The organism is Streptomyces sp. ITFR-21 (assembly GCF_031844685.1).
Lineage (GTDB): Bacteria > Actinomycetota > Actinomycetes > Streptomycetales > Streptomycetaceae > Actinacidiphila.
Window position 1 is genome coordinate 1,412,044 of the sequence record NZ_CP134605.1, and the last position, 21,409, is coordinate 1,433,452.

The window sequence follows — 21,409 nt, forward strand, 5'->3', positions numbered from 1 at the left end:
CATACGCCGCCCCGGCCCCCGCTTCGGGAGCCGGGGCGTTCCGGCGGGGTGCGGCGACGGGCGGCCACCCGCGCGGCCCGGCCGGCGGGCGACGGGTGACGGCCGTGGAAAACGGCAGCCGTAAACGGCCCCGGGCCGTCCCCCGCGCCCCCGGGAAGGGGTGCGGGGGACGGCCCGGGGCCGTTCGGCGACCGTACGGCGCGCGGCTAGTGGTGACCGTGTCCGCTGGTGATCTCCTCGTACTCCTCGGCCGTCGGCTTCGGGATCTGGCTGTGCTCGCCGTAGAAGTTGCGGGAGAGCCGGGCCTGGACCTTGGCGATCGGGCCGACCTTGCGTTCGACGCCGTTCTCGTCGACCTCGGGGCCGGGGTCGATCGGCCTGGGCTGGACGTGGGCGGTGAGGACGTGCAGCTGCTGCTGCGACAGCGGCTCGTGCACCTCGATGAACTCACCGTGCGGCAGCCGCTTGATGATGCCGGTCTCCCGGCCGTGCAGCACCTTGTCGCGGTCGCGGCGCTGGAGTCCGAGGCAGATCCGCTTGGTGACCCAGTACGCCAGCACCGGCAGGACGAAGAAGCCGATCCGGACGAACCAGGTGATCACGTTGATCGACAGGTGGAAGTGCGTGGCGAACAGGTCGTTGCCGCCGCCGATCAGCAGCGTGAAGTACAGCGTCAGCCAGGCCACGCCGAAGCCGGTGCGCACCGGGCGGTTGCGCGGCCGGTCCAGCAGGTGGTGCTCCCGCTTGTCGCCGGTCACCCAGGACTCGATGAACGGATAGACGGCGATGGCCACCATGACCAGCGGGAAGATCATCAGCGGGATGAAGACGCCGAGCACCAGGGTGTGGCCCCAGCCCCTGATCTCCCAGCCGGGCATCACCCGGATCAGGCCCTCGGAGAAGCCCATATACCAGTCGGGCTGGGCGCCGGTGGACACCTGGTCCGGCCGGTAGGGGCCCATGGTCCAGATCGGGTTGATGGTGGCGACCGCGGCGACGGCCGCGATGACGCCGAAGACCAGGAAGAAGAAGCCGCCCGCCTTGGCCATGTAGATCGGCATCAGCGGGGCGCCGACGACGTTCTTCTCGGTCTTGCCCGCGCCCGGGAACTGGGTGTGCTTGTGGAAGAAGACCAGGATCAGGTGGGCGACCAGCAGGCCGGCCATGAGTCCCGGCAGCAGCAGGATGTGCACGGAGTAGAACCGCGACACGAAGTCGTGGCCGGGGAACTCGCCGCCGAACAGGAACATCGACAGATACGTGCCGACGATCGGCGTGGACAGCACCGCGCCTTCCATGAACCGCACGCCGGTGCCGGACAGCAGGTCGTCGGGGAGCGAGTAGCCGGTGAAGCCGGTGAACATGCCCAGGAACAGCAGCGTCCAGCCGAACAGCCAGTTGACCTCGCGCGGCCGGCGGAACGCGCCGGTGAAGAACACCCGCATCATGTGCACGATCATCGCGGCGATGAAGATCAGCGCGGCCCAGTGGTGGATCTGCCGGATCAGCAGACCGCCGCGGACCTCGAAGCTGATGTGCATGGTGGAGGCGTACGCCTCGGACATCCGCACGCCCTGGAGCGGCGCGTACGGGCCGTGGTAGACGACCTCGTTCATGCTGGGGTGGAAGAACAGCGTCAGATAGACACCCGTGAGGATGAGGATCGTGAAGCTGTAGAGGCAGACCTCGCCCAGCATGAAGGACCAGTGGTCTGGGAAGACCTTGCGCAGGTTGGACTTGGCCAGCTTGTACAGGCCGAGCCGTCCGTCGGTCCACTCCGCGACGCGCTCGCCGGGGTTGGTCGGCCGGCGCCGGGCCGGGGATTCGGTCGTGGTGCCTGTGGTACTCATCAGCGCTCCCAGAAAGCCGGGCCGACGGGCGCCTCGAAGTCACCGAGCGCGATGAGGTTGCCCTCACCGTTGACGCTGATCCGAAGCTGCGGCAGCGGGTGTCCCGCGGGGCCGAAGAGCACCCGGGCACCGTCGGACAGGTCGAACGTCGACTGGTGGCACGGGCACAGCACGTGGTGCGTCTGCTGCTCGTACAGGCTGATCGGGCAGCCGACGTGGGTGCAGATCTTGGAGAAGGCCACGATGCCCTCGTGGCCCCAGTCGCGCTCGCGCCTGTCCTTGATGTCCTCCGGCTTGAGCCGGACGATCATCAGGGCCGCCTTGGCGATCTGCTGCTGGAAGTCGTCCGCGGACTCCTCCAGGCCCTGGGGCTGCGCGAAGGTCAGCGAGCCGACCACCACGTCCTCGGGCCGCAGCGGCTGGTCGGTGTTGGAGTTGATCAGCACCTTGCCCTTGGCCCACAGCGTGTGCTGGAGCTTGTCCTCCGGCAGCGGGCCCAGGTCGCGGAGGATGACCACGGCGGTCAGCGGGAACAGCGTCAGCGCGCCGAACATCGTGGTGCGGATCAGCTTGCGGCGGCCGAAGCCGCTCTCCTTGGCGCCGGTGATCCACTGCTGCCGGACGTTCTCCCGCAGCTCGTCGTCGGCGTCCACCCGGTGCCGCTCGTCGGCGACCTCCTCGTCCGACATCAGGGTGCGGGCCCAGTGGACGGCGCCTGCCCCGATGCTGAACAGGGCCACCGCGAGCGTCAGGCCGAGCGAGAAGTTCAGCGCGCTGACGTGCCCGAAGGGCCAGACGTAGACGATCTTGTCGACCGGGAAGACCACGAAGCAGGCGATGAACCCGGTGGTGCCGAGCATCGACAGGGTGAACAGGCCGGCCACCACCCGCTCGGAGTGCCGGGCCGCCTTGTCGTCGATGTCCTGGCGGCGGTGCTCGTGGGGCGGCAGCCCGGGGTTGGCGAACGGGTCGGGTTTGACCACTGCGCCGCCCGCGTGGGCGCCGTGTTCGCTCGGCAGGTTCTCTGACACGGTGTTGTGGCGTCCAGTCTCGCTCATGACTTCTTGGCCTTGGTCGTCCGGGCGGCGACCCAGGTGGCGATGCCGATCAGCGTGCCGAGGCCGAAGACCCACCCGAAGAGGCCCTCGGAGACCGGGCCGATGCTGCCCAGCGTGAACCCGCCGGGGTTGGGGCTGTCCGCGCTGTCGACCGCCTTGAGGTAGGCGATGATGTCGGCCTTGGTGTCCTGCGGCATCGTGCTGTCGGGGAACGACGGCATGTTCTGCGGGCCGGTCTGCATCGCCTCGTAGATGTGCTTGGGGTCGACTCCCTTGAGGCTCGGCGCGAACTTGCCGCTCGTCAGCGCTCCGCCCTTGCCCACGAAGTTGTGGCACTGGGAGCAGTTGGTGCGGAACAGTTCGCCGCCCTTGGCGCTGTCGGCGCCCGAGGGGCTGTACTGGTCCTTGGTGGGAACGGCCGGGCCGGGGCCGAACGAGGCGACGTACGCGGCCAGCTGGTCGATCTGCGCCTGGGTGTAGATGACCGGGTGCTTCTCGATCTGGGCGCCGGGCTGCTGGGCCGGCATGCGGCCGGTGCCGACCTGGAAGTCCACCGCCGCCGCGCCGACGCCGACCAGGCTCGGGCCGTCGGAACCGCCCTGCCCCGAGGTGCCGTGGCAGCTGGCGCAGCCGACGGAGTACAGCTTCTTGCCCTGCTCGATGGCCAGGGACTGAGCCGAGTCGTCGGCGTGCGCCTGGGGCGCCGGAGCGAGCGCGGCGTAGAGCCCCCCGGTGGCCGCGAGCGCGAAGGATAGGACGACAAGCGCTGCCAGCGGATGGCGCCGTCGTGCGGAGAGCTTTTTCACGGATTACCCCGAGTGTCAGGATCTCTTGTCGATGCTTGGCTGCTTGGCTGTCTCTTCCTGGGCCACCCGGTCGGACCGGGACCCGGGACCGGCTACTTGATCAGGTAGATCGTGGCGAAGAGGCCGATCCAGACCACATCGACGAAGTGCCAGTAGTAGGACACGACGATGGCAGCGGTGGCCTGCTGATGGGTGAACCGCTTGGCCGCGTACGTCCGGCCCAGTACCAGCAGGAACGCGATCAGACCGCCCGTCACGTGCAGCCCGTGGAAGCCCGTGGTCAGGTAGAACACCGAGCCGTAGGGGTCCGAGCTGAGCGAGATCCCGTCCTTCTTGACCAGGTTGGTGTACTCGAAGATCTGTCCGCCGATGAACACCGCGCCCATGACGAAGGTCACGATGAACCAGGAGCGGAGCTTCTTCACGTCGCCGCGCTCGGCGGCGAAGACGCCCATCTGGCAGGTGAAGGAGGAAAGCACCAGGATCGTGGTGTTCGTCGCGGAGAACGGCACGTTCAGCGCGTGCGCGTGTTCCTTCCAGAACACCTCGCCCGTGACCGACCGGAGCGTGAAGTACATCGCGAAGAGGGCCGCGAAGAACATCAGCTCGGAACTCAGCCAGATGATGGTCCCGACGCTGGTGAGGTTCGGCCGGTTGACCGACGGGTGCGCGTGCCCGGCTTCTACTGCTGTTGCTGTCGCCACGTCCGACATTATGTCGGTCCCTTGTCCGGCCCTGACCCCGGGGGGTCCCCTTCGGTGTGTCAAGGCTGCGGCCGGACTCGTACGGCCTAGTGGCGGGGTCCCTCGAACGAGGGATGACGGTCGGTCGGGACCGTTCTCCGGGATCTTCGCGGGGTACGGACCCTGCTCGCGGGGGCACCTTCGGGAGTAGCATCCGAGGCACGTGAGAACGCGCCCACCGGCTTGCCGACGAGGAGGAACCAGGATGCAGGCGACCGCCACCGTGCTGGTCTACAGCGACGACGCGAACACCCGGGAGCAGGTCCGGCTCGCCGTCGGCCGCCGGCCTGCCGCGGACCTGCCGCCGGTGGAGTACGTGGAGTGCGCGACACTCCCCGCGGTCCTGGAGCAGTTGGAGCTCGGCGGCATCGACCTGTGCGTGCTGGACGGCGAGGCGAACCCGGCCGGCGGGATGGGTGTGTGCCGGCAGATCAAGGACGAGGTCTTCCGCTGCCCGCCGGTGCTGGTGCTGATCGGCCGCCCGCAGGACGCGTGGCTGGCCACCTGGAGCCGGGCGGACGCCGCGGTGACCCACCCGGTCGACCCGGTCGCCCTCAGCGACACCCTGGCGATCCTGCTGCGCCGCCGGGTCGCTCCGGTGACGACCGTCGCGACCCTGTAGTCCGGTAGGCCGCGGTCCGGTAGGCCGCGGTCGGTCCGGTGGTCCGGTCGACGCGGCGCGCCGGTCCGGCGCCGCGGGCGGATCAGGCGGTCTCGGGCTGTAGCCGGGCCGGCGCGGAGGCGGGCGTCTTCACGGCGTCGGTCTTCGCCCCGGCGGGCGCCGCGCCCAGGGCGCTGCCCTTCTGCCACTGGTCCCAGCTGAGGTTCCAGTCGCCGAAGCCGTTGTCGAAGGGCGTCATGGTGGGGCCCTTGCTGTTGATCACGTCGACGACGTCGCCCTGCCGCACGTGGTCGAAGAACCAGTGCGCGTTGTCCGTGCTCATGCCGGTGCAGCCGTGGCTGACGTTGGCGAGCCCCTGGGAGCCCTCGGACCAGGGCGCGGCGTGCACGTACTCACCGCTCCAGGTCACCCGGGTGGCCCAGTAGACGGGCAGGTCGTAGGAGTCGGAGCTGCCGGCGGCTATGCCGATGCTCTGACTGGTCATCCGGACGAACGACTCCTTGCCCAGCACCACCTTGAAGCCGTTGCGGGTGTCGAAGCCGGGCTTGCCGGTGGTGACCGGGAGGGTCTTCACCACCTTGCCGTTCTCCTTGAACGTCATCTGGTCGGTGGCGGCGTTGGTGATCGCCTCGACCCGGTGGCCGGTGTGCAGGGTCAGCGGCTTGTCGGCGCCGCCGTACAGGCCACTCTGGACCCGTACCCCGCTGAGGTTGCTGGTGGCCTGGATCGTGGCGTCGGCCGGCCAGTAGGTGCGCGGCCGGTAGTGCAGGGTGCGGTCGTCGACCCAGTACCAGGAGCCGGCCGTGGCCCGGGGGGTCGAGCCGACGTGCAGGTTGGCCTCGACCGCGGCGCGGGCCGCCCGGTCCTTGACCGGCCGGCTCAGCTCGGCGGTGACGGGCTGTCCGACCCCGTACGTACCGGCGTCCGGTCCGAAGGAGACGTGCAGTCCGGCGTCTGCGGGGGTGGTGTCGAAGCCGACGACCTTGCGGCCGGGGTGGCCGTCGGAGTCCTCGGTGCTGACCCGCACGGTGTAGTGGGCGCCTGCCGCGAGCGATCCGGTGGACTGCCAGCGCAGTCCGTCGGCGCTGAGTTCGCCGCGTACGGCCCGGCCCGCGGCGTCGGTGGCGGTCACGTCGGTGATCCGGCTGCCGTCGTCCTTGACGGAGACCTTCAGCGGCTTGTTCGGGTCGGCCTTGCCGCTGCCGGCGGCGCCGAACACCACCCGGGCCGCGGCGTCGTAGGGGGGTGCGGCCAGCGGGTTCCCGTCGCCGTCGCAGGCGGTGAGCCCCACCGCCAGGGGCGCTATGAGGAGCGCGCAGCTCAGGGCTGTGCGGCGGCGCCATGGGTGGTGGCTCGTGTGAAGGTGGTGGCTCATGCGATCACGCTATGAACGCCACCGGGATTCCGCGCGGCGAGCGCGTACAAAAGGGTGTGCCGCCACGGCGTGTCGGCGGCGGGCTGCGGAAAAGCGGGCGCGGGCACCTGTACGGTGCCCGCGCCCGCCAGGCGGTGACCGCGTGTTACTGGGTGCGGTCCTCGCCCCGGTAGTACTCGAAGGCCCAGCCCCAGACGCCGATCAGGATGATGGGCAGCGAGAAGAACAGCAGCCACCAGCCGAAGACGATGCCGAGGAAGGCCAGCGCGCCGCCGGTCGCCAGTGAGAGCGGCTGCCAGCTGTGCGGGCTGAAGAAGCCCACCTCACCGGCTTCGTCGGAGACGTCGGCGTCCTCCCGGTCCTGTGCTCCGGCGTCCGCCCGGCGGGCGGTGAAGGACAGGTAGAAACCGATCATCAGGCTCAGCGCGAACGCCAGGAACAGCGCGGTGGTGCCGGCCGGCTCCTTGGACCAGAAGCCGTAGACGATGGCCGAGGCCAGAATGAAGACGGCCAGGCCGAGGAACATCTTGCCCTGGATCCTCACTTGCCCTCCTCCGTGCCCTGGGTGGTGCCGGGCGTGCTCCCGCTGCCGGCCAGCGAGCGGTCCGGGGTGTGCGCGAGCAGTTCGGCCGCCGCGATCTCCGGGTGGTGCAGGTCGAACGCCGGGGACTCGGAGCGGATCCGCGGCAGGGTGAGGAAGTTGTGCCGCGGCGGCGGGCAGGAGGTCGCCCACTCCAGCGAACGGCCGTAGCCCCACGGGTCGTCGACCTCGACCTTCTTGCCGTACTTGGCCGTCTTCCACACGTTGTAGAGGAACGGCAGGATCGACAGGCCGAGCAGGAAGGAGCTGATGGTCGAGACGGTGTTCAAGGTGGTGAAGCCGTCGGCGGCCAGGTAGTCGGCGTACCGGCGGGGCATGCCCTCCGCGCCCAGCCAGTGCTGGACCAGGAAGGTGCCGTGGAAGCCGAAGAACAGCGTCCAGAAGGTGATCTTGCCGAGCCGTTCGTCCAGCATCTTGCCGGTCATCTTCGGCCACCAGAAGTGGAAGCCTGCGAACATCGCGAACACCACGGTGCCGAACACCACGTAGTGGAAGTGCGCGACGACGAAGTACGAGTCGGAGACGTGGAAGTCCAGCGGTGGCGCGGCCAGGATGACACCGGTCAGACCGCCGAAGGTGAAGGTGATCAGGAAGCCGATCGCCCAGAGCATCGGTGTCTCGAAACTCAGTGACCCCTTCCACATGGTGCCGATCCAGTTGAAGAACTTCACCCCGGTCGGTACCGCGATCAGGAAGGTCATGAAGGAGAAGAACGGCAGCAGCACCCCGCCGGTGACGTACATGTGGTGCGCCCACACGGTCACGGACAGGCCGGCGATGGAGATGGTCGCCGCGACCAGGCCGATGTAGCCGAACATCGGCTTGCGGCTGAAGACCGGGATGACCTCCGAGATGATGCCGAAGAACGGCAGCGCGATGATGTACACCTCGGGATGGCCGAAGAACCAGAAGAGGTGCTGCCACAGCAGCGCGCCGCCGTTGGCGGAGTCGAACACGTGGGCGCCGAATTTTCGGTCCGCCTCCAGCGCCAGCAGCGCGGCGGCCAGCACCGGGAAGGCGAGCAGCACCAGGACGGCGGTCAGCAGCACGTTCCAGCAGAAGATCGGCATCCGGAACATCGTCATGCCGGGGGCGCGCATGCAGATGATCGTGGTGATGAAGTTGACCGCGCCGAGGATGGTGCCGAAGCCGGACAGCGCCAGGCCCATGATCCACATGTCGCCGCCGACGCCGGGCGAGTGCACCGCGTCGGACAGCGGGGAGTACGCGAACCAGCCGAAGTCGGCAGCGCCCTGCGGGGTGACGAAGCCGCCGACCGCGATCAGCGAGCCGAACAGGTAGAGCCAGTAGGCGAACATGTTCAGCCGGGGGAACGCCACGTCGGGCGCGCCGATCTGGAGCGGCATGATCCAGTTGGTGAAGCCGGCGAACAGCGGTGTCGCGAACATCAGCAGCATCACGGTGCCGTGCATCGTGAACGCCTGGTTGAACTGCTCGTTCGACAGGAACTGGTTCCCCGGCCTGGCCAGTTCGGCGCGCATCATCAGCGCCAGCACGCCGCCGATGAGGAAGAAGACGAACGACGTGATCAGGTACAGGCTGCCGATGGTCTTGTGGTCGGTGGTGGTCAGCCACGTGACCACCACGGAACCGGGCCGCCGCGGCTTGACCGGGAGTTGGTCGGCGTAGGAGTCGTCCTCGGCGGGGGCCGCCCCCACCGGTTCGTTGAGAATGCTCATGTGGTCTTGGGCTCCGAGTTCTTCGCGTTGCCCGTGGTGGCAATGCCCGCCGGGATGTAACCGGTCTGGCCGCTCGCCGCCAGGTCCTTGAGGTGCTGCTGGTACTGGGCCGGCGTCACGACCTTGACGTTGAAGAGCATCCGGGAGTGGTCCTCACCGCACAGCTCGGCGCACTTGCCCTCGAAGGTGCCGAGCTTGTTCGGCGTGACCTGGAAGACGTTGGTGTGACCGGGGATGACGTCCATCTTCATCAGGAACGGGATGATCCAGAACGAGTGGATGACGTCACGCGAGGTGAGCACGAAGCGCACCGACTGGCCCTCGGGCAGCCAGAGCGTCGGGCCGGGGTTGCCGGTGTCCGCATTCTTGCTGGCCGGGGTGCCGACGTCGTAGACGCCCTCGGCGCCGGGCGGCAGGTCCAGCTTGTTCGCCGGGATCGTGGCCAGCTCCTTCGGCACCCCGGCGGGGGTCGCCGGGTCGCCGTCCACGTCCTCCACGTAGTTGAAGCCCCAGCTCCACTGGAAGCCCACCACGTTGACCACGTGCTGGGGCTTCTTGGAGGTGTCCAGCAGCTTGGACTCGTCACGGGCGGTGAAGTAGAACAGCACCGCGATCACGATGATCGGGACGATGGTGTAGAGCGCCTCGAGAGGCATGTTGTAGCGGGTCTGCGGAGGGACCTCGATCTTGGTCCGGCTGCGCCGGTGGAAGATCACGCTCCACAGGATCAGTCCCCAGACGAGCACGCCCGTCACCAGTGCGGCGGCCCATGAGCCCTGCCAGAGGGCAAGGATCCGGGGAGCCTGTTCCGTGGCCGGGCTGGGCATGCCGAGCCGGGGGTAGTCCTTGTAGGAGCAACCGGAGGCGGTCGCAAGGACCAGGCCCGCGGCCAGCGCCTGCGGCAGCCATCGCCGCATCGGGCGCCGCGACGAGCGGTCGGAGCCGTTGGGACTCACGTAGCGCCTTCCCGAGAGTCTCGGCCGCGCGTTACGAGTGTTCCGGCCGTCTGCTGGTCGGTCGGCCCGCGCGCGGGCAGATGAGGTGTGGATTCTTATGCGGACCAAACCCTACTGGACGCTATTTGGGGTCGCGCGGGGAGGGGGTCCAACGCGCCGGGGCTCACCCGGAAGGTGCGGAAGGCCGTGCTTTGCCGGTCAAGTGGCCCGGTGACGGGGTCGGGACGGCCCCGGGTTGTAGCGTTCCGGCATGCCCTATTTCGACATGGCTTCGGCGGCTCCGCTGCATCCGGTGGCACGTCAGGCGCTGCTCGCGGCGCTGGAGGAGGGGTGGGCGGATCCGGCCCGGCTGTACCGGGAGGGACGGCGGGCCCGGCTGCTGCTGGACGCGGCACGGGAGGCCGTGGCGGCGGAGGTGGGCTGCCGCCCCGACGAGGTGGCATTCACTCCTTCGGGGACACGCGCGCTGCACTCCGCGGTCGCGGGGGCCGCCGCGGGGCGCCGCCGGATCGGCCGCCGCGTGGTGGTGTCGGCGGTGGAGCACTCGGCGGTACTGCACGCGGCCGAGCCGTACGAGAGCGCGCACGTGGGGGTGGACCGCGCCGGGCGGGTGGATCCGGCGGCGTTCGCGGCGGCGCTGCGGGCGGACACCGCGCTGGCCTGTCTGCAGTCCGCGAACCACGAGGTGGGGACGGTCCAGCCGGTCGCCGAAGTGGCCGACGCCTGCCGGGCGGTGGGGGTGCCGCTGCTGGTGGACGCGGCGCAGTCGCTGGCCTGGGGGCCGGTGCCGGGCGGCTGGTCGCTGCTGGCGGGCAGCGCGCACAAGTGGGGCGGCCCGCCCGGGGTGGGACTGCTGGTGGTGCGCAAGGGCACCCGGTACGCGCCCCAGGAGCCCGCCGACGAGCGGGAGTCGGGCCGCGCGCCGGGCTTCGGCAACCTGCCGGCGGTCGTGGCGGCGGCGGCCTCGCTGCGCGCGGTGCGGGAGGAGGCGGCGCGAACGGCGGTACGGCTGTCCGCGCTGGTGGACCGGATCAGGAGCCGGGTGCCGCAGCTCGTGCCCGATGTCGAGGTGGTGGGGCACGACCGGCTGCGGCTGCCGCACCTGGTCACCTTCTCCTGCCTGTACGTGGACGGCGAGGCGCTGCTGACCGGGCTGGACCGGGCGGGCTTCTCGGTGTCGTCGGGTTCGTCGTGCACGTCGAGCACCCTGACGCCGAGTCATGTGCTCAAGGCGATGGGGGTGCTCTCGGAGGGCAATGTGCGGGTGTCGCTGCCGCCCGGTACCGAGGAGGCGGACGTCGAGCGGTTCCTCGCGGTGCTGCCGGGGGTGGTCGCGGAGGTCCGCGGCCGGCTCGGGGCACCGGTCGGCAGCGGGCCGGTGGAAGCAGGGCCGGTGGGAGCGGTGCCGGCTGAGGCACGGGCGGCCGGGCAGGGGGCGGCGGCCGGCGCCGGGCCGGCCGACGGGCTGGTGGTGGACTCGCTCGGCAGGCTCTGCCCGATCCCCGTCATCGACCTGGCCCGGGTGATCGGGCGGGTGCCGGTCGGCGGCCTGGTCACCGTACTGGCCGACGACGAGGCGGCCCGGCTGGACATCCCGGCGTGGTGCGCGATGCGCGAGCAGGAGTACGTGGGGGAGCACCCGGCCGTACGCGGCACCGCGTACGTGGTGCGGCGCCGCGTCTGACCGGGTGCGGCATCCGGCGGGGTCAGCCGCGCAGGTGCGTGCGGACCTCGTCGGCGGCCTCCTGGCCGTACGCCTTGGTGAAGCGCTCCATGAAGTGGCCGCGGCGCAGCTCGTACTCCTGGGTGCCCAGGGTCTCGATGACCAGGGTCGCCACCATGCAGCCGATCTGCGCGGCGCGCTCCAGACCGACGCCCCACGCCAGGCCGGACAGGAAGCCGGCCCGGAAGCCGTCGCCGACGCCGGTCGGGTCGACCTTGGCCTCCTCCTCGGCGCAGCCGACCTCGATGGCGGACTCCCCCTTGCGTTCGATGCGCACACCGCTCGCGCCCAGCGTGGTGACCCGGGTGCCCACCCGGGTCAGGATCTCCTCGGCGCTCCAGCCGGTCTTGGCCTCGATCAGGCCCCTCTCGTACTCGTTGTTGAACAGGTACGCGGCCCCGTCGACCAGCAGCCGGATGTCCTCGCCGTCCATCCGGGCGATCTGCTGGGAGAAGTCGGCGGCGAAGGGGATGCCGCGGGAGCGGCACTCGTCGGTGTGCCGGACCATCGCCTCCGGGTCGTCGGCGCCGATGGACACCAGGTCCAGGCCGCCGACCCGGTCGGCGACCGCCTGGAGTTCGATCTGCCGGGCCTCGCTCATGGCGCCGGTGTAGAAGGAGCCGATCTGGTTGTGGTCGCGGTCGGTGGTGCAGATGAAGCGGGCGGTGTGCAGCACATCGGAGATGCGCACCGAGCCGGTGTCCACGCCGTGCCGCTCCAGCCAGACCCGGTACTCGCCGAAGTCGCTGCCGGCCGCGCCGACCAGGATGGGCTTGGTGCCGAGCTGGCCCATCCCGAAGCAGATGTTGGCCGCGACCCCGCCGCGCCGCACGTCGAGCGCGTCGACGAGGAACGACAGCGACACCGTGTGCAGCTGGTCGGCGACGAACTGGTCGGCGAAGCGGCCGGGGAAGGTCATCAGATGGTCGGTGGCGATGGATCCGGTGACGGCGATACGCACGGCGGGGGCTCCTGAAGGCGGGGGATTGCTGGCAGGGTGGGGGAATGCGGGGGGACGCAGGGGAAGAAGTTCGGCGGGATTTCCCGGCGACTTCCTAGGACACGGCGAAACTACCTGATAGTAGGGCTTTCTCCTTCGGTAACGCGTGCCTAGGGTCGAGTGATGAGAACTGTGCCATCGGCCGTACTCCCCCCGACTTCCTCCTCCTGGCCCGGCGAACCGGACTCGCTGGAGCAGTTGATCGGCGACTGCCGGCGGCTGGCGGCCCGCTGGCAGACTGCCGCCGCGCCGGCGCGGGCGGTGGCCGCCCCGGCCGGTCCGCACGGCGTCACGGTGCCGGCCGCCACCGCGCACTTCGTCGCCGGCATGTCCGAGTACGGCGGCTGACCCGCCGGCCGCCACCCGGCACCGCGCCGGTCCGCGGGTAATCCTTTCAGGGGAACCGGATCGCGGCGTGCCGCGTCCCATCGGCGTCTGGCGGTACCAGGAGCCGAAGGAGCACGCGGTGAGCACCGAACGGGACGACAACAGCGTCGAACACCGTGACGAGGGCGTCGCCGGTACGGCACACCGGCCCGACGCGGAGACCGGACACCCCCGCAGGCCGCGGCTGGTGGTGGGCGCGGTCGCGCTCGCCGTGCTGCTGGCCGGTGCCGGCGGCGCGTACTGGGCCGCGCGGTCCGGCGGCGGGGACAGGGGCGGGGCCGCGCACGGCAGGCCGGCGCCGCTGCGGCTGGACCCGGTGGGCCCTGTCCCGGTGACGGGCTCCGACGGCCCGGGGTCGGGCGGGGCGGTGTTCCAGCTGACCGGCAGCCTGCCGAAGGGCCCGGGGTCGGCCCCGGTGTACCGGGCGGACGCCGAGGTGACCCGGGCGCAGGCACAGCGCCTGGCCGGACTGCTCGGCATGACCGGCCCGGCGGTGTTGCGCGGCGGGGCCTGGGAGGTGGGCGGCGCGCCGGGCGGTTCGGCGCTGACGGTGGGCCGGTCCGCGCCGGGCAACTGGACGTACTCCGGCTACGGGCCGGCCGCGGTGCCGGGCCAACTGCTGGACGGGTCGGGGCCGGCGGCGGGCAGTGTACCGGGGTCGGGACCGGCCGGCGGCGGCCCGGGGAGCGCGGCGAGCGGCACCCCCGGCCCGGGACCGGCCGCGGGGAACGCCTCCTCCACCGCCGTTCCGGGCGCGGGCGGCTCCCCCGACGCGGGGAACGCCGCGAGCGGCACATCCGGCCCGGGACCGGCCGCGGGCGGCACCGCCGCCTCGGGACCCGCGGACCCGGCGCCCGGAACGGGCGGCCCGTCGGCCCCGGTGTCGGCCCGGCGGGCCCAGGAGGCGGCGGCTCCGCTGCTGGCCGGGCTGGGACTGTCCGGCGCACGGATCGACGCCTCTCCCACCGTGGGTGACCGGCGGACGGTGACGGTGGACCCGGTGGTGGGCGGCCTGCCCACCCACGGCTGGAGTACCCGTGTGGAGGTGGGGCCGGACGGGCGGCTGGTCCAGGCGTCCGGACGGCTGTCGGCGCTCACCAAGGGCGACACCTACCCGGTGGTCTCCGCGAAGACCGCCTTCGAGCAGCTGGGCGGCGCCATGGACGCGCCCGACCACGGCGTCGCGAACTGCATGGTCCCGCTGGTGCCCAGGGTGCCGGCCACGCCGACCGTGCCGGGCGAGGACAAGAAGCTGCCGCGCAGCCTGCCGCACACGCTGCCGTGCGTCGCGGGCAACGGCCATCCCACGCAGGTGCGCGGGGCCGTCTTCGGGCTCTGGCAGCAGTTCGTGTCCGGCGCGGAGGCGCTGGTGCCGGCGTGGCTGTTCGACGTCGCGCCCGCCGGGGTGACCGGGACCGCGGTGGTGGCCGAACAGGCCGTGGATCCCGCGTACGTCCAGGGCGGCGGCAGCGCCACGGCGCCGGCCGCGCCCGGCGGGCCCGTCGACCCCGGCGGGCCGATGCTGCCGGGCGGCCCGACCGCGACCGCCGTACCCGCGCAGCCGGCCGACCCCCGGACGAGCGCCGAGATCGTGCGGCTGACCGGGTATCAGACCGACGGCGGCTCGCTGGCGGTGTCCTTCGTCGGCGGGGTGTGCAGCACGTACCACGCGAAGGCGGAGGAGGCCGGCGACCAGGTACGGGTGAGTGTGACGGCGGTGCCGATCGGCAAGCCGCACACGGCGTGTCCGGCGATGGCCCGCACCTACGTCCAGAAGGTGCAGTTGAAGCAGCCGCTGGCGGGCAGGACCGTAGTGGACACCTCGAACGGGCAGCCGGTCAGGGGACAGTGACCGACTGCCGTACAAAAAGCGGCGGCACCCGGTGGGGGTGCCGCCGCTTTGTCGTGTCCCGCGGGCCCGCGGCCGACGCCGTCAGTGCCGGCGGCCCGCCGACGCCGTCAGTGCCGGGCGGTGCTCGGCCGCCCGGCGTCCGGCCTCAGTGGAACGAGTCGCCGCAGGCGCAGGAACCCGTGGCGTTCGGGTTGTCGATCGTGAAGCCCTGCTTCTCGATGGTGTCCACGAAGTCGATGGAGGCGCCGCCCAGGTAGGGGGCGCTCATCCGGTCCGTGACGACCTTGACGCCGCCGAAGTCCTTGACGACGTCGCCGTCGAGCGAGCGCTCGTCGAAGAAGAGCTGGTAGCGCAGGCCCGAGCAGCCGCCGGGCTGAACCGCGACCCGGAGCGCCAGGTCGTCGCGGCCTTCCTGCTCAAGCAGGCCCTTCACCTTGGCGGCGGCGGCGCCGGACAGGAGGATGCCGTCGCTCGTGGTGGTGGTCTCGTCCTGAACCGTCATGTGCTTCTCTCCCGGGTTGTACGGACTGCTGGCGTATCGGCTAACCGGTGCCCTCGCGGAATCATTCCCCGTGCCGCGCGTCCGATCCGACGCTTTACGCCTCCATGCTCGCACAACCCCGCCGGGCCCCGCCCGCCGCTCGGCCCGCATCGCGCCCGCATCGGGCCCCGCTGCACGGGGAACCTCCACGGCGAAGACGGGGGATGCGTCACAGTGACGAAACTGCCATCGTCAATCTGACACAAACGGGCTATGATAGATAGCGTCAAGTAGACGAAAAGGTCTGCGTCGCGAAGAGTCGCACAGAAAGGGCGTACGGGCCCGTGACCACCACAGAAACGCTGGACGTCCAGCCCACGCCGCTCGCGCTGCTCCTGCTCGGCCGCGAGTCCGACCCCCGCAGCGAGCGCGGGGTGGACTGCCCCGGGGACCTGCCGGCGCCGTCGGACCCGGACCTGGTGGAGCGCGCCCGAGCCGCCAAGGCCCGCCTCGGCGGCAAGGTCTTCATCCTCGGCCACCACTACCAGCGCGACGAGGTCATCGAGTTCGCCGACGTCACCGGCGACTCCTTCAAGCTCGCGCGGGACGCGGCGGCCCGGCCGGAGGCGGAGTACATCGTCTTCTGCGGGGTGCACTTCATGGCCGAGTCCGCCGACATCCTCACCTCCGAGCGGCAGCGGGTGATCCTGCCGGACCTGGCGGCCGGCTGCTCGATGGCCGACATGGCCAGCGCGGAGCAGGTCGCCGAGTGCTGGGACGTACTCGCCGACGCCGGGGTCGCCGACGTGACGGTCCCGGTCGCGTACATGAACTCCTCGGCGGACATCAAGGCGTTCACCGGACGGCACGGCGGCACCATATGCACCTCCTCCAACGCCGAACGCGCCCTGGAGTGGGCCTTCGGCCACGGCGAGAAGGTGCTCTTCCTGCCCGACCAGCACCTCGGGCGCAACACCGCGGTCCGCGACCTCGGCATGTCCCTGGACGACTGCGTCGTCTACAACCCGCACAAGCCGGGCGGCGGCCTGACCGCCGAGCAGCTGCGGGCGGCCAGGATGATCCTGTGGCGCGGCCACTGCTCGGTGCACGGCCGCTTCTCGGCGGAGTCGGTGGCCGACGTCCGGGCCCGTATCCCCGGGGTCAACGTGCTGGTGCACCCCGAGTGCCGGCACGAGGTCGTCACGGCCGCCGACCACGTCGGCTCGACCGAGTACATCATCAGGAAGCTGGACGAGGCGCCCGCCGGCTCGGCGTGGGCGATCGGCACCGAGCTGAACCTGGTACGGCGACTGGCGAAGGCGCACCCGGACCAGCGGATCGTCTTCCTGGACCGGACCGTCTGCTTCTGCTCCACCATGAACCGGATCGACCTGCCGCACCTGGTGTGGACGCTGGAGTCGCTGGCCGACGGCAAGCTGGTGAACCGGATCCAGGTGGACGCCGAGACCGAGCACTTCGCCAAGCTGGCGCTGGAGCAGATGCTGGCCCTGCCGTGACGCGTGGCGCGATGATGGTCGGGTGATCCTTCGACCGGTCCGTGACGACGAGGAGGACGCCGAGGTCGTGCGCGAGATCTCGGCGGCGGCCTTCGGGGCACCGCGCGCGCTGTACGCCGCCGGCTCCGCGCCCCGGTTCCGGGCCGGCCCCGGGTCGGTGGCGGGCGCCCCGGGGGCGGGCGGCCGCTGGCCGGCCGGGCGGATCGCCCGCCACCACGGGCGGACCCGGCACCTGGCCCGTACCGACCCCGGCGGCTGCTGGCTGATCGAGGACCAGGAGGCCGGACCGGTCGGGGCGGTGCTGTCCTACCGGCGGGAGGGCACGTGGGCGCTGTCGCTGCTCGCCGTGGTGCCGGGCGCGCAGGGCAAGGGCGTCGGCAAGGCGCTGCTGGCCCGGGCGCTGGTGCACGGCAGGGCGTGCCTGCGCGGAGTGGTCTGCCTGCCGGACAACCCGGTGGCCGCCCGCACCCTGCGCCGGGCCGGGTTCCATCTGCACCCGGCGCTGCGGCTGTCCGGCCCGCCCGACCCCGACCGGCTGACACCGCCGGACGGGCCGGTGCACATGGGGACCGAGCGGCACCGCGACCTGCTGGACTCCGTGGACCGGCGTACCCGGGGCGGGGCGCACGGCGCCGACCACGAGGAACTCCTGCGGCACTACCGGCTGTTCGTGGTCGACGACCTGGCCGGCAGCGGCTACTGCTACACCCGCGACGGCCGGGTGGAACTCCTCGCCGCCACCTCCCGCCGACTGGCCACCCGGCTCCTGACCGCCGCCCTGCTGGCGACCCCGCCGGGCGAACCGACCCGCGTCGACCACGTCCTGGCGGAAGCGCAATGGGCGGTGGACGTCGGCGTCACCGCCGGCCTGGAGATCGCCAGTTCCGGCTTCGTCGCCCTGCGCGGCATGCGGCCCCCGGACCTGGCCCTCCTCTCCCGAGCCCTGCCCTAGCGCTGCGCGCGCTGGCCCGTTCGTGCATGCCGAGCAGGCCGTGGCCGCCGACGGCGGCCGCCGGCAGCGGGGCACCCTGGCGCGAGCGGGCCGGCCGCGGCCCGGCCGCCGGAACGGGAACGGCGGCACCCGCGCCGGAACCCACCGCACCGTCGTCGTCCACCAGCACCTCCAGCGCCCGCGCCGCGGCTGGTCCGCACCACCGCGCCCGCCGCGGGCCCCACGTGCTTCTGCACGTGGGTGAGCGACTCCTGGATCACCCGGTACGTGGTCAGGTCGACGCTGGCGGGCAGCGGGGCCCGCGGGTGCCCGGCGTCGCCGCCGCACTCCACGGTGACGCGCAGCCCGGCCCGCCGGAAGCCGTCGAGGAGCTGGTCGAGCACGCCGAGCCCGGGGGCGGGTTCCATGGGCGCCTCGGGTTCGCCGGACTGCCGCAGCAGCCCCACGGTGGCGCGCAGTTCGTCCAGCGCCGAGCGGCTGGCCTCCCGGACGTGGGCCAGCGCCTGCTTGGCCTGGTCGGGACGGCTGTCCATGACGTGCGCCGCGACCCCGGCCTGGACGTTGACCAGCGCGATGTGGCGGGCCACCACGTCGTGCAGCTCGCGGGCGATCCGCATCCGCTCCTCGGCGACCCGGCGCCTGGCCTCCTCCTCGCGGGACCGCTCGGCGCGTGCCGCGCGCTCCTCGACGGCGGCGACGTACGCGCGGCGGCTGCGTACCGCGTCACCGGCCGCGGCGGCCATCCCGGTCCAGGCGAATACGGCACGGTAGGCAACGGTAACCGCTCGTCCCGTACCGCGCGGCGGGACCGCCGGTACGGGGTACGGCGGTCAGCCGGGGATCAGGCCGTCGTCGCTGAGCATCTCGCGGACCTCTTCCAGGCTCGCGTCCGGCGACGGGAGGATCAGGTCCGACGGCTCGAGCGCGTCGTCGGGCAGCGGCTCCCCGAGGCGGCGCACGCCGTCGAGGAGGGCGCCCAGGGTGCGGTGGAAGCCCTCCTCGTCGCCGGTGCGGACCTCGGCGAGCAACTGGTCGTCCAGCTTGTTGAGCTCGGTGACGTTGGCGTCGTCCAGCGTCACCTGGCCCTCCCCCATGATCCTGACGATCATGACGGCCTCCTCCTCGGCCCCGTGGCCGGTCAGTGCTTGTCGAACCGCGGGGTGTCCTGCGGCCGTCCCTGCGCCGCCTGACCGCCGGTGCCGCCCTCGATCGCCTGCTGAGGGGTGCCGCCGGCCAGCTCGGCCTTCATCCGCTGGAGCTCCAGCTCGACGTCGCTGCCGCCGGACAGGCGGTCCAGCTCGGCCTGGATGTCGTCCTTGGCGAGTCCGCTGGGGTCGTCCAGGGCGCCGGAGGCCAGCAGCTCGTCCAGGGCGCCGGCGCGGGCCCGCAGCTGCTCGGTCTTGTCCTCGGCACGCTGGATCGCCATGCCGACGTCGCCCATCTCCTCCGAGATGCCGGAGAACGCCTCGCCGATCTGGGTCTGTGCCTGGGCCGCGGTGTAGGTGGCCTTGATGGTCTCCTTCTTGGTGCGGAAGGCGTCCACCTTGGCCTGCAGGCGCTGGGAGGCGAGGGTGAGCTTCTCCTCCTCGCCCTGGAGCGTGGTGTGCTGCGTCTCCAGGTCGGCGACCTGCTGCTGGAGGGCGGCCCGGCGGGACAGCGCCTCGCGGGCCAGGTCCTCCCGGCCGAGCGCCAGCGCCTTGCGGCCCTGGTCCTCGTAGGTGGCCGACTTGCGCTGCAACTCGGTGAGCTGGAGTTCGAGCCGCTTGCGGGACGTGGCGACGTCCGCGACGCCGCGCCGCACCTTCTGGAGCAGCTCAAGCTGCTTCTGGTAGGAGTAGTCGAGCGTCTCGCGCGGGTCCTCGGCCCGGTCCAGCGCCTTGTTGGCCTTAGCGCGGAAGATCAGTCCCATCCGCTTCATGACACCGCTCATGGGCCTCGCGCGCCCCCTTCTCGGCAACTTCTCCGGACACCTGTACAGACCCAAGCCTACGGGCCTTGGTTCCATTACCGCACTGTTCCGGCCGGGAAGTGGTCATCCGCAAGGACGATCACGGTTCGGCCACCTCCGGCCCGGGGAGTAGGCGGGGGCTGGGGTGCACCGCGCGGAGCACGTAACCTTGGCGTCGTGTTCCGACGCCGTTCTCAAGATGAGCAGTCCTCCACCACCGGCACCGCCGTGCTTGAGGACAATGTCCGCGACCCGCAAGCTCCCAAGGGCCGCCCCACTCCCAAGCGCAGCGAGGCGCAGACCCAGCGGCGCAAGGCGGTGACGACCCCGACCGACCGCAAGGCCGCCACCCGGCAGGCCCGCGACGCCCGCCGGACCGACATGGCCAAGCAGCGCGAGGCGCTGGCGGGCGGTGACGAGCGGTACCTGCCCGCCCGCGACCGGGGCCCGGTGCGCAAGTTCACCCGGGACTTCGTGGACGCGCGGATGCGGGTCGCCGAGTTCTTCCTGCCGATCGCGGTGCTGATCCTGGTGCTCAGCGTGGTGCGGATCGGTTCGCTGCAGAACCTGTCGCTGCTGCTGTGGCTGGTGGTGATCGTGGCGATCGTGGTGGACTCGGTGGTGACGGGCGTGCGGCTGCGCGGCCTGCTGCGCAAGCGGTTCCCCGACAAGAACGTCAAGGGCTCGGTCGCCTACGGTCTGATGCGGACGCTCCAGATGCGCCGGCTGCGGTTGCCGAAGCCGCAGGTCCAGCGCGGCACCAAGCTCTGAACGGCGGTTTCACCGGCGGGAGCCCGCCGGGTGCCGGTGGCGGCCCCGCCTGGCCGCCCGCCAGGGTGCCGGGCCTGGTTCCCGGGGCCCGCACACCGCCGGTCCCGGCGCTGCCGCCCGCGGGCGGCTTCCCCGACGGCGGCCCCGGTCCCCTCCCCGGACCGGGTGGGGTGAGCGGACCGGGCGGGCTCGACGGGCTCGACGGCCTGCGGAACACCGTCCGGCAGGAGCTGGTCGCCCGCCAGCTGGACGAGCAGCTGGCCGCGCACTTCCCGCAGCCCGCCGGCGCCCACGCCCGGCGGCGGCTGCGGGTGCTCGACATCGGTCCGGGTCCGGGGACGCAGGCGCTGCGGCTGGCCAGGGCGGGCCACCTGGTGACCGGTCTTGAGGCCGATCCGGCGATGCTGGCGGCGCTGCGGACGGCGGTGGCCGCCGAGTCCCCGGACGTACGCGACCGTTTCGCGGTCATCCAGGGCGACGGCCGGGAGACCGGGCGGCACTTCGGCCCGGCCTGCTTCGACGTGGTGCTGTGCCACGGGGTGCTGTCGCGGGTGGCCGACCCGGAGCCGATCCTCGCCGCGCTGGCCCGCGTACTGACGCCCGGCGGGCTGCTGTCGCTGCTGGTGGACAACGGGGACGCGCCCGCCCTGCGCGCCGGGCTGCTCGGGGACTGGGCCGCGGTGCTGGACGCCCTCGCCTCCGACGGGTACCCGGGCCACGGCCGGCGGGCCGACCGGCGGGGCCCGCTGACCGCGGCCCTGGCCGGGATCGGGGTGGCGCTGCGGGGCTGGTACGGCGTGCGGGTCTTCACCGACGCGGCGTGCGACCTGGTACGGGTGCCGCGGGACGCCCGGGAGCTGGGCCTGCTGCTGGCGGCGGAGGAACGCGCCGGGCGGACGGATCCGTACCGGGCGGTGGCGGCGCTGTTGCATTTGTGCGGCGTGCGCGACTGAACGCCCCGACGGGCATCTGACGGCCGGGGCCCGGGGATCGTCCCGGGCGGCCGGGGACCGCGATCGGCGGGGCCGGGCCGCCACTTGCCGGGGACCCGGTTGGCGGTCCGGACC

Annotated in this window: 20 protein-coding genes and 1 pseudogene; 8 read left to right on the forward strand and 13 right to left on the reverse strand. The window is 71.9% G+C overall.

Annotated features, from left to right (window positions below; genetic code table 11):
• Positions 1–206 precede the first annotated feature (206 nt).
• The 4 genes from qcrB to ctaE form a co-directional block, all read right to left on the reverse strand.
• Positions 207–1,850, reverse strand: coding sequence for a cytochrome bc1 complex cytochrome b subunit (gene qcrB / locus RLT57_RS06275; RefSeq protein WP_311296369.1), 1,644 nt, complete (start codon positions 1,848–1,850; stop codon positions 207–209).
• The gene (qcrA, locus tag RLT57_RS06280; protein ID WP_311296370.1) at positions 1,850–2,908 is read right to left on the reverse strand and encodes a cytochrome bc1 complex Rieske iron-sulfur subunit; all 1,059 of its coding nucleotides are present in this window, start codon (positions 2,906–2,908) and stop codon (positions 1,850–1,852) included. The genes qcrB and qcrA overlap by 1 nt, the downstream gene beginning before the upstream one ends.
• Positions 2,905–3,714, reverse strand: coding sequence for a cytochrome bc1 complex diheme cytochrome c subunit (gene qcrC, locus RLT57_RS06285; protein WP_311296371.1), 810 nt, complete (start codon positions 3,712–3,714; stop codon positions 2,905–2,907). Before qcrC ends, qcrA begins: the two co-directional genes overlap by 4 nt.
• Positions 3,715–3,806: 92 nt before the next feature.
• Entirely contained in the window at positions 3,807–4,427 is a 621-nt protein-coding gene (gene ctaE / locus RLT57_RS06290) for an aa3-type cytochrome oxidase subunit III (protein WP_311296372.1), read from the reverse strand.
• 235 nt (positions 4,428–4,662) lie between these two features.
• On the opposite strand from ctaE, the gene RLT57_RS06295 reads away from it, so the two are divergent.
• Positions 4,663–5,079 (forward strand): hypothetical protein, encoded by a 417-nt coding sequence (locus RLT57_RS06295; protein WP_311296373.1) that lies wholly within the window; start codon positions 4,663–4,665, stop codon positions 5,077–5,079.
• 82 nt (positions 5,080–5,161) lie between these two features.
• Here the strand turns inward: RLT57_RS06295 and RLT57_RS06300 are convergent, their stop codons facing one another.
• The 4 genes from RLT57_RS06300 to ctaC form a co-directional block, all read right to left on the reverse strand.
• The gene (locus tag RLT57_RS06300; RefSeq protein ID WP_311296374.1) at positions 5,162–6,454 is read right to left on the reverse strand and encodes a L,D-transpeptidase; all 1,293 of its coding nucleotides are present in this window, start codon (positions 6,452–6,454) and stop codon (positions 5,162–5,164) included.
• Between the two features lie 145 nt (positions 6,455–6,599).
• Entirely contained in the window at positions 6,600–6,998 is a 399-nt protein-coding gene (locus tag RLT57_RS06305) for a cytochrome c oxidase subunit 4 (protein WP_311296375.1), read from the reverse strand.
• Positions 6,995–8,755 carry an aa3-type cytochrome oxidase subunit I gene (gene ctaD, locus RLT57_RS06310; RefSeq protein ID WP_311296376.1) on the reverse strand — a complete coding sequence of 587 codons (1,761 nt, stop codon included), beginning with the start codon at positions 8,753–8,755 and terminating at the stop codon, positions 6,995–6,997. Before ctaD ends, RLT57_RS06305 begins: the two co-directional genes overlap by 4 nt.
• Entirely contained in the window at positions 8,752–9,711 is a 960-nt protein-coding gene (gene ctaC / locus RLT57_RS06315) for an aa3-type cytochrome oxidase subunit II (RefSeq protein WP_311296377.1), read from the reverse strand. Before ctaC ends, ctaD begins: the two co-directional genes overlap by 4 nt.
• A gap of 250 nt (positions 9,712–9,961) precedes the next feature.
• Here ctaC and RLT57_RS06320 point away from each other — a divergent pair, with 250 nt between their 5' ends.
• Entirely contained in the window at positions 9,962–11,395 is a 1,434-nt protein-coding gene (locus RLT57_RS06320; protein ID WP_311296378.1) for a cysteine desulfurase/sulfurtransferase TusA family protein, read from the forward strand.
• Positions 11,396–11,417: 22 nt separating this feature from the next.
• Here the strand turns inward: RLT57_RS06320 and RLT57_RS06325 are convergent, their stop codons facing one another.
• Entirely contained in the window at positions 11,418–12,395 is a 978-nt protein-coding gene (locus tag RLT57_RS06325) for a carbohydrate kinase family protein (protein WP_311296379.1), read from the reverse strand.
• A gap of 162 nt (positions 12,396–12,557) precedes the next feature.
• On the opposite strand from RLT57_RS06325, the gene RLT57_RS06330 reads away from it, so the two are divergent.
• On the forward strand, positions 12,558–12,782 hold the full coding sequence (locus tag RLT57_RS06330) for a hypothetical protein (protein ID WP_311296380.1): 225 nt from the start codon (positions 12,558–12,560) through the stop codon (positions 12,780–12,782).
• Between the two features lie 118 nt (positions 12,783–12,900).
• Positions 12,901–14,673 carry a hypothetical protein gene (locus RLT57_RS06335; RefSeq protein ID WP_311296381.1) on the forward strand — a complete coding sequence of 591 codons (1,773 nt, stop codon included), beginning with the start codon at positions 12,901–12,903 and terminating at the stop codon, positions 14,671–14,673.
• 145 nt (positions 14,674–14,818) lie between these two features.
• Here RLT57_RS06335 and RLT57_RS06340 read toward each other — a convergent pair whose 3' ends face one another.
• A complete protein-coding gene (locus RLT57_RS06340; RefSeq protein ID WP_311296382.1) occupies positions 14,819–15,175 on the reverse strand; it encodes a HesB/IscA family protein in 357 nt (118 codons plus the stop codon).
• Between the two features lie 323 nt (positions 15,176–15,498).
• Here RLT57_RS06340 and nadA point away from each other — a divergent pair, with 323 nt between their 5' ends.
• Positions 15,499–16,671 (forward strand): quinolinate synthase NadA, encoded by a 1,173-nt coding sequence (nadA, locus tag RLT57_RS06345; protein ID WP_311296383.1) that lies wholly within the window; start codon positions 15,499–15,501, stop codon positions 16,669–16,671.
• Between the two features lie 22 nt (positions 16,672–16,693).
• On the forward strand, positions 16,694–17,623 hold the full coding sequence (locus tag RLT57_RS06350) for a GNAT family N-acetyltransferase (RefSeq protein ID WP_311296384.1): 930 nt from the start codon (positions 16,694–16,696) through the stop codon (positions 17,621–17,623).
• On the opposite strand, the pseudogene RLT57_RS06355 reads toward RLT57_RS06350, so the two are convergent.
• The 3 genes and pseudogenes from RLT57_RS06355 to RLT57_RS06365 form a co-directional block, all read right to left on the reverse strand.
• Positions 17,529–18,384 (reverse strand): annotated as a pseudogene (locus RLT57_RS06355) (sensor histidine kinase); the annotation flags it as partial. The gene RLT57_RS06350 and the pseudogene RLT57_RS06355 overlap by 95 nt on opposite strands.
• A gap of 69 nt (positions 18,385–18,453) precedes the next feature.
• Complete coding sequence (gene pspAA, locus RLT57_RS06360) at positions 18,454–18,732, reverse strand: PspA-associated protein PspAA (RefSeq protein WP_311296385.1); 279 nt, start codon at positions 18,730–18,732, stop codon at positions 18,454–18,456.
• 29 nt (positions 18,733–18,761) lie between these two features.
• On the reverse strand, positions 18,762–19,553 hold the full coding sequence (locus RLT57_RS06365; RefSeq protein ID WP_311296386.1) for a PspA/IM30 family protein: 792 nt from the start codon (positions 19,551–19,553) through the stop codon (positions 18,762–18,764).
• 195 nt (positions 19,554–19,748) lie between these two features.
• On the opposite strand from RLT57_RS06365, the gene RLT57_RS06370 reads away from it, so the two are divergent.
• Entirely contained in the window at positions 19,749–20,342 is a 594-nt protein-coding gene (locus tag RLT57_RS06370; RefSeq protein ID WP_399128152.1) for a DUF3043 domain-containing protein, read from the forward strand.
• Positions 20,343–20,548: 206 nt separating this feature from the next.
• Positions 20,549–21,295 (forward strand): class I SAM-dependent methyltransferase, encoded by a 747-nt coding sequence (locus tag RLT57_RS06375; RefSeq protein ID WP_399129776.1) that lies wholly within the window; start codon positions 20,549–20,551, stop codon positions 21,293–21,295.
• The last annotated feature ends 114 nt before the right edge of the window (positions 21,296–21,409 follow it).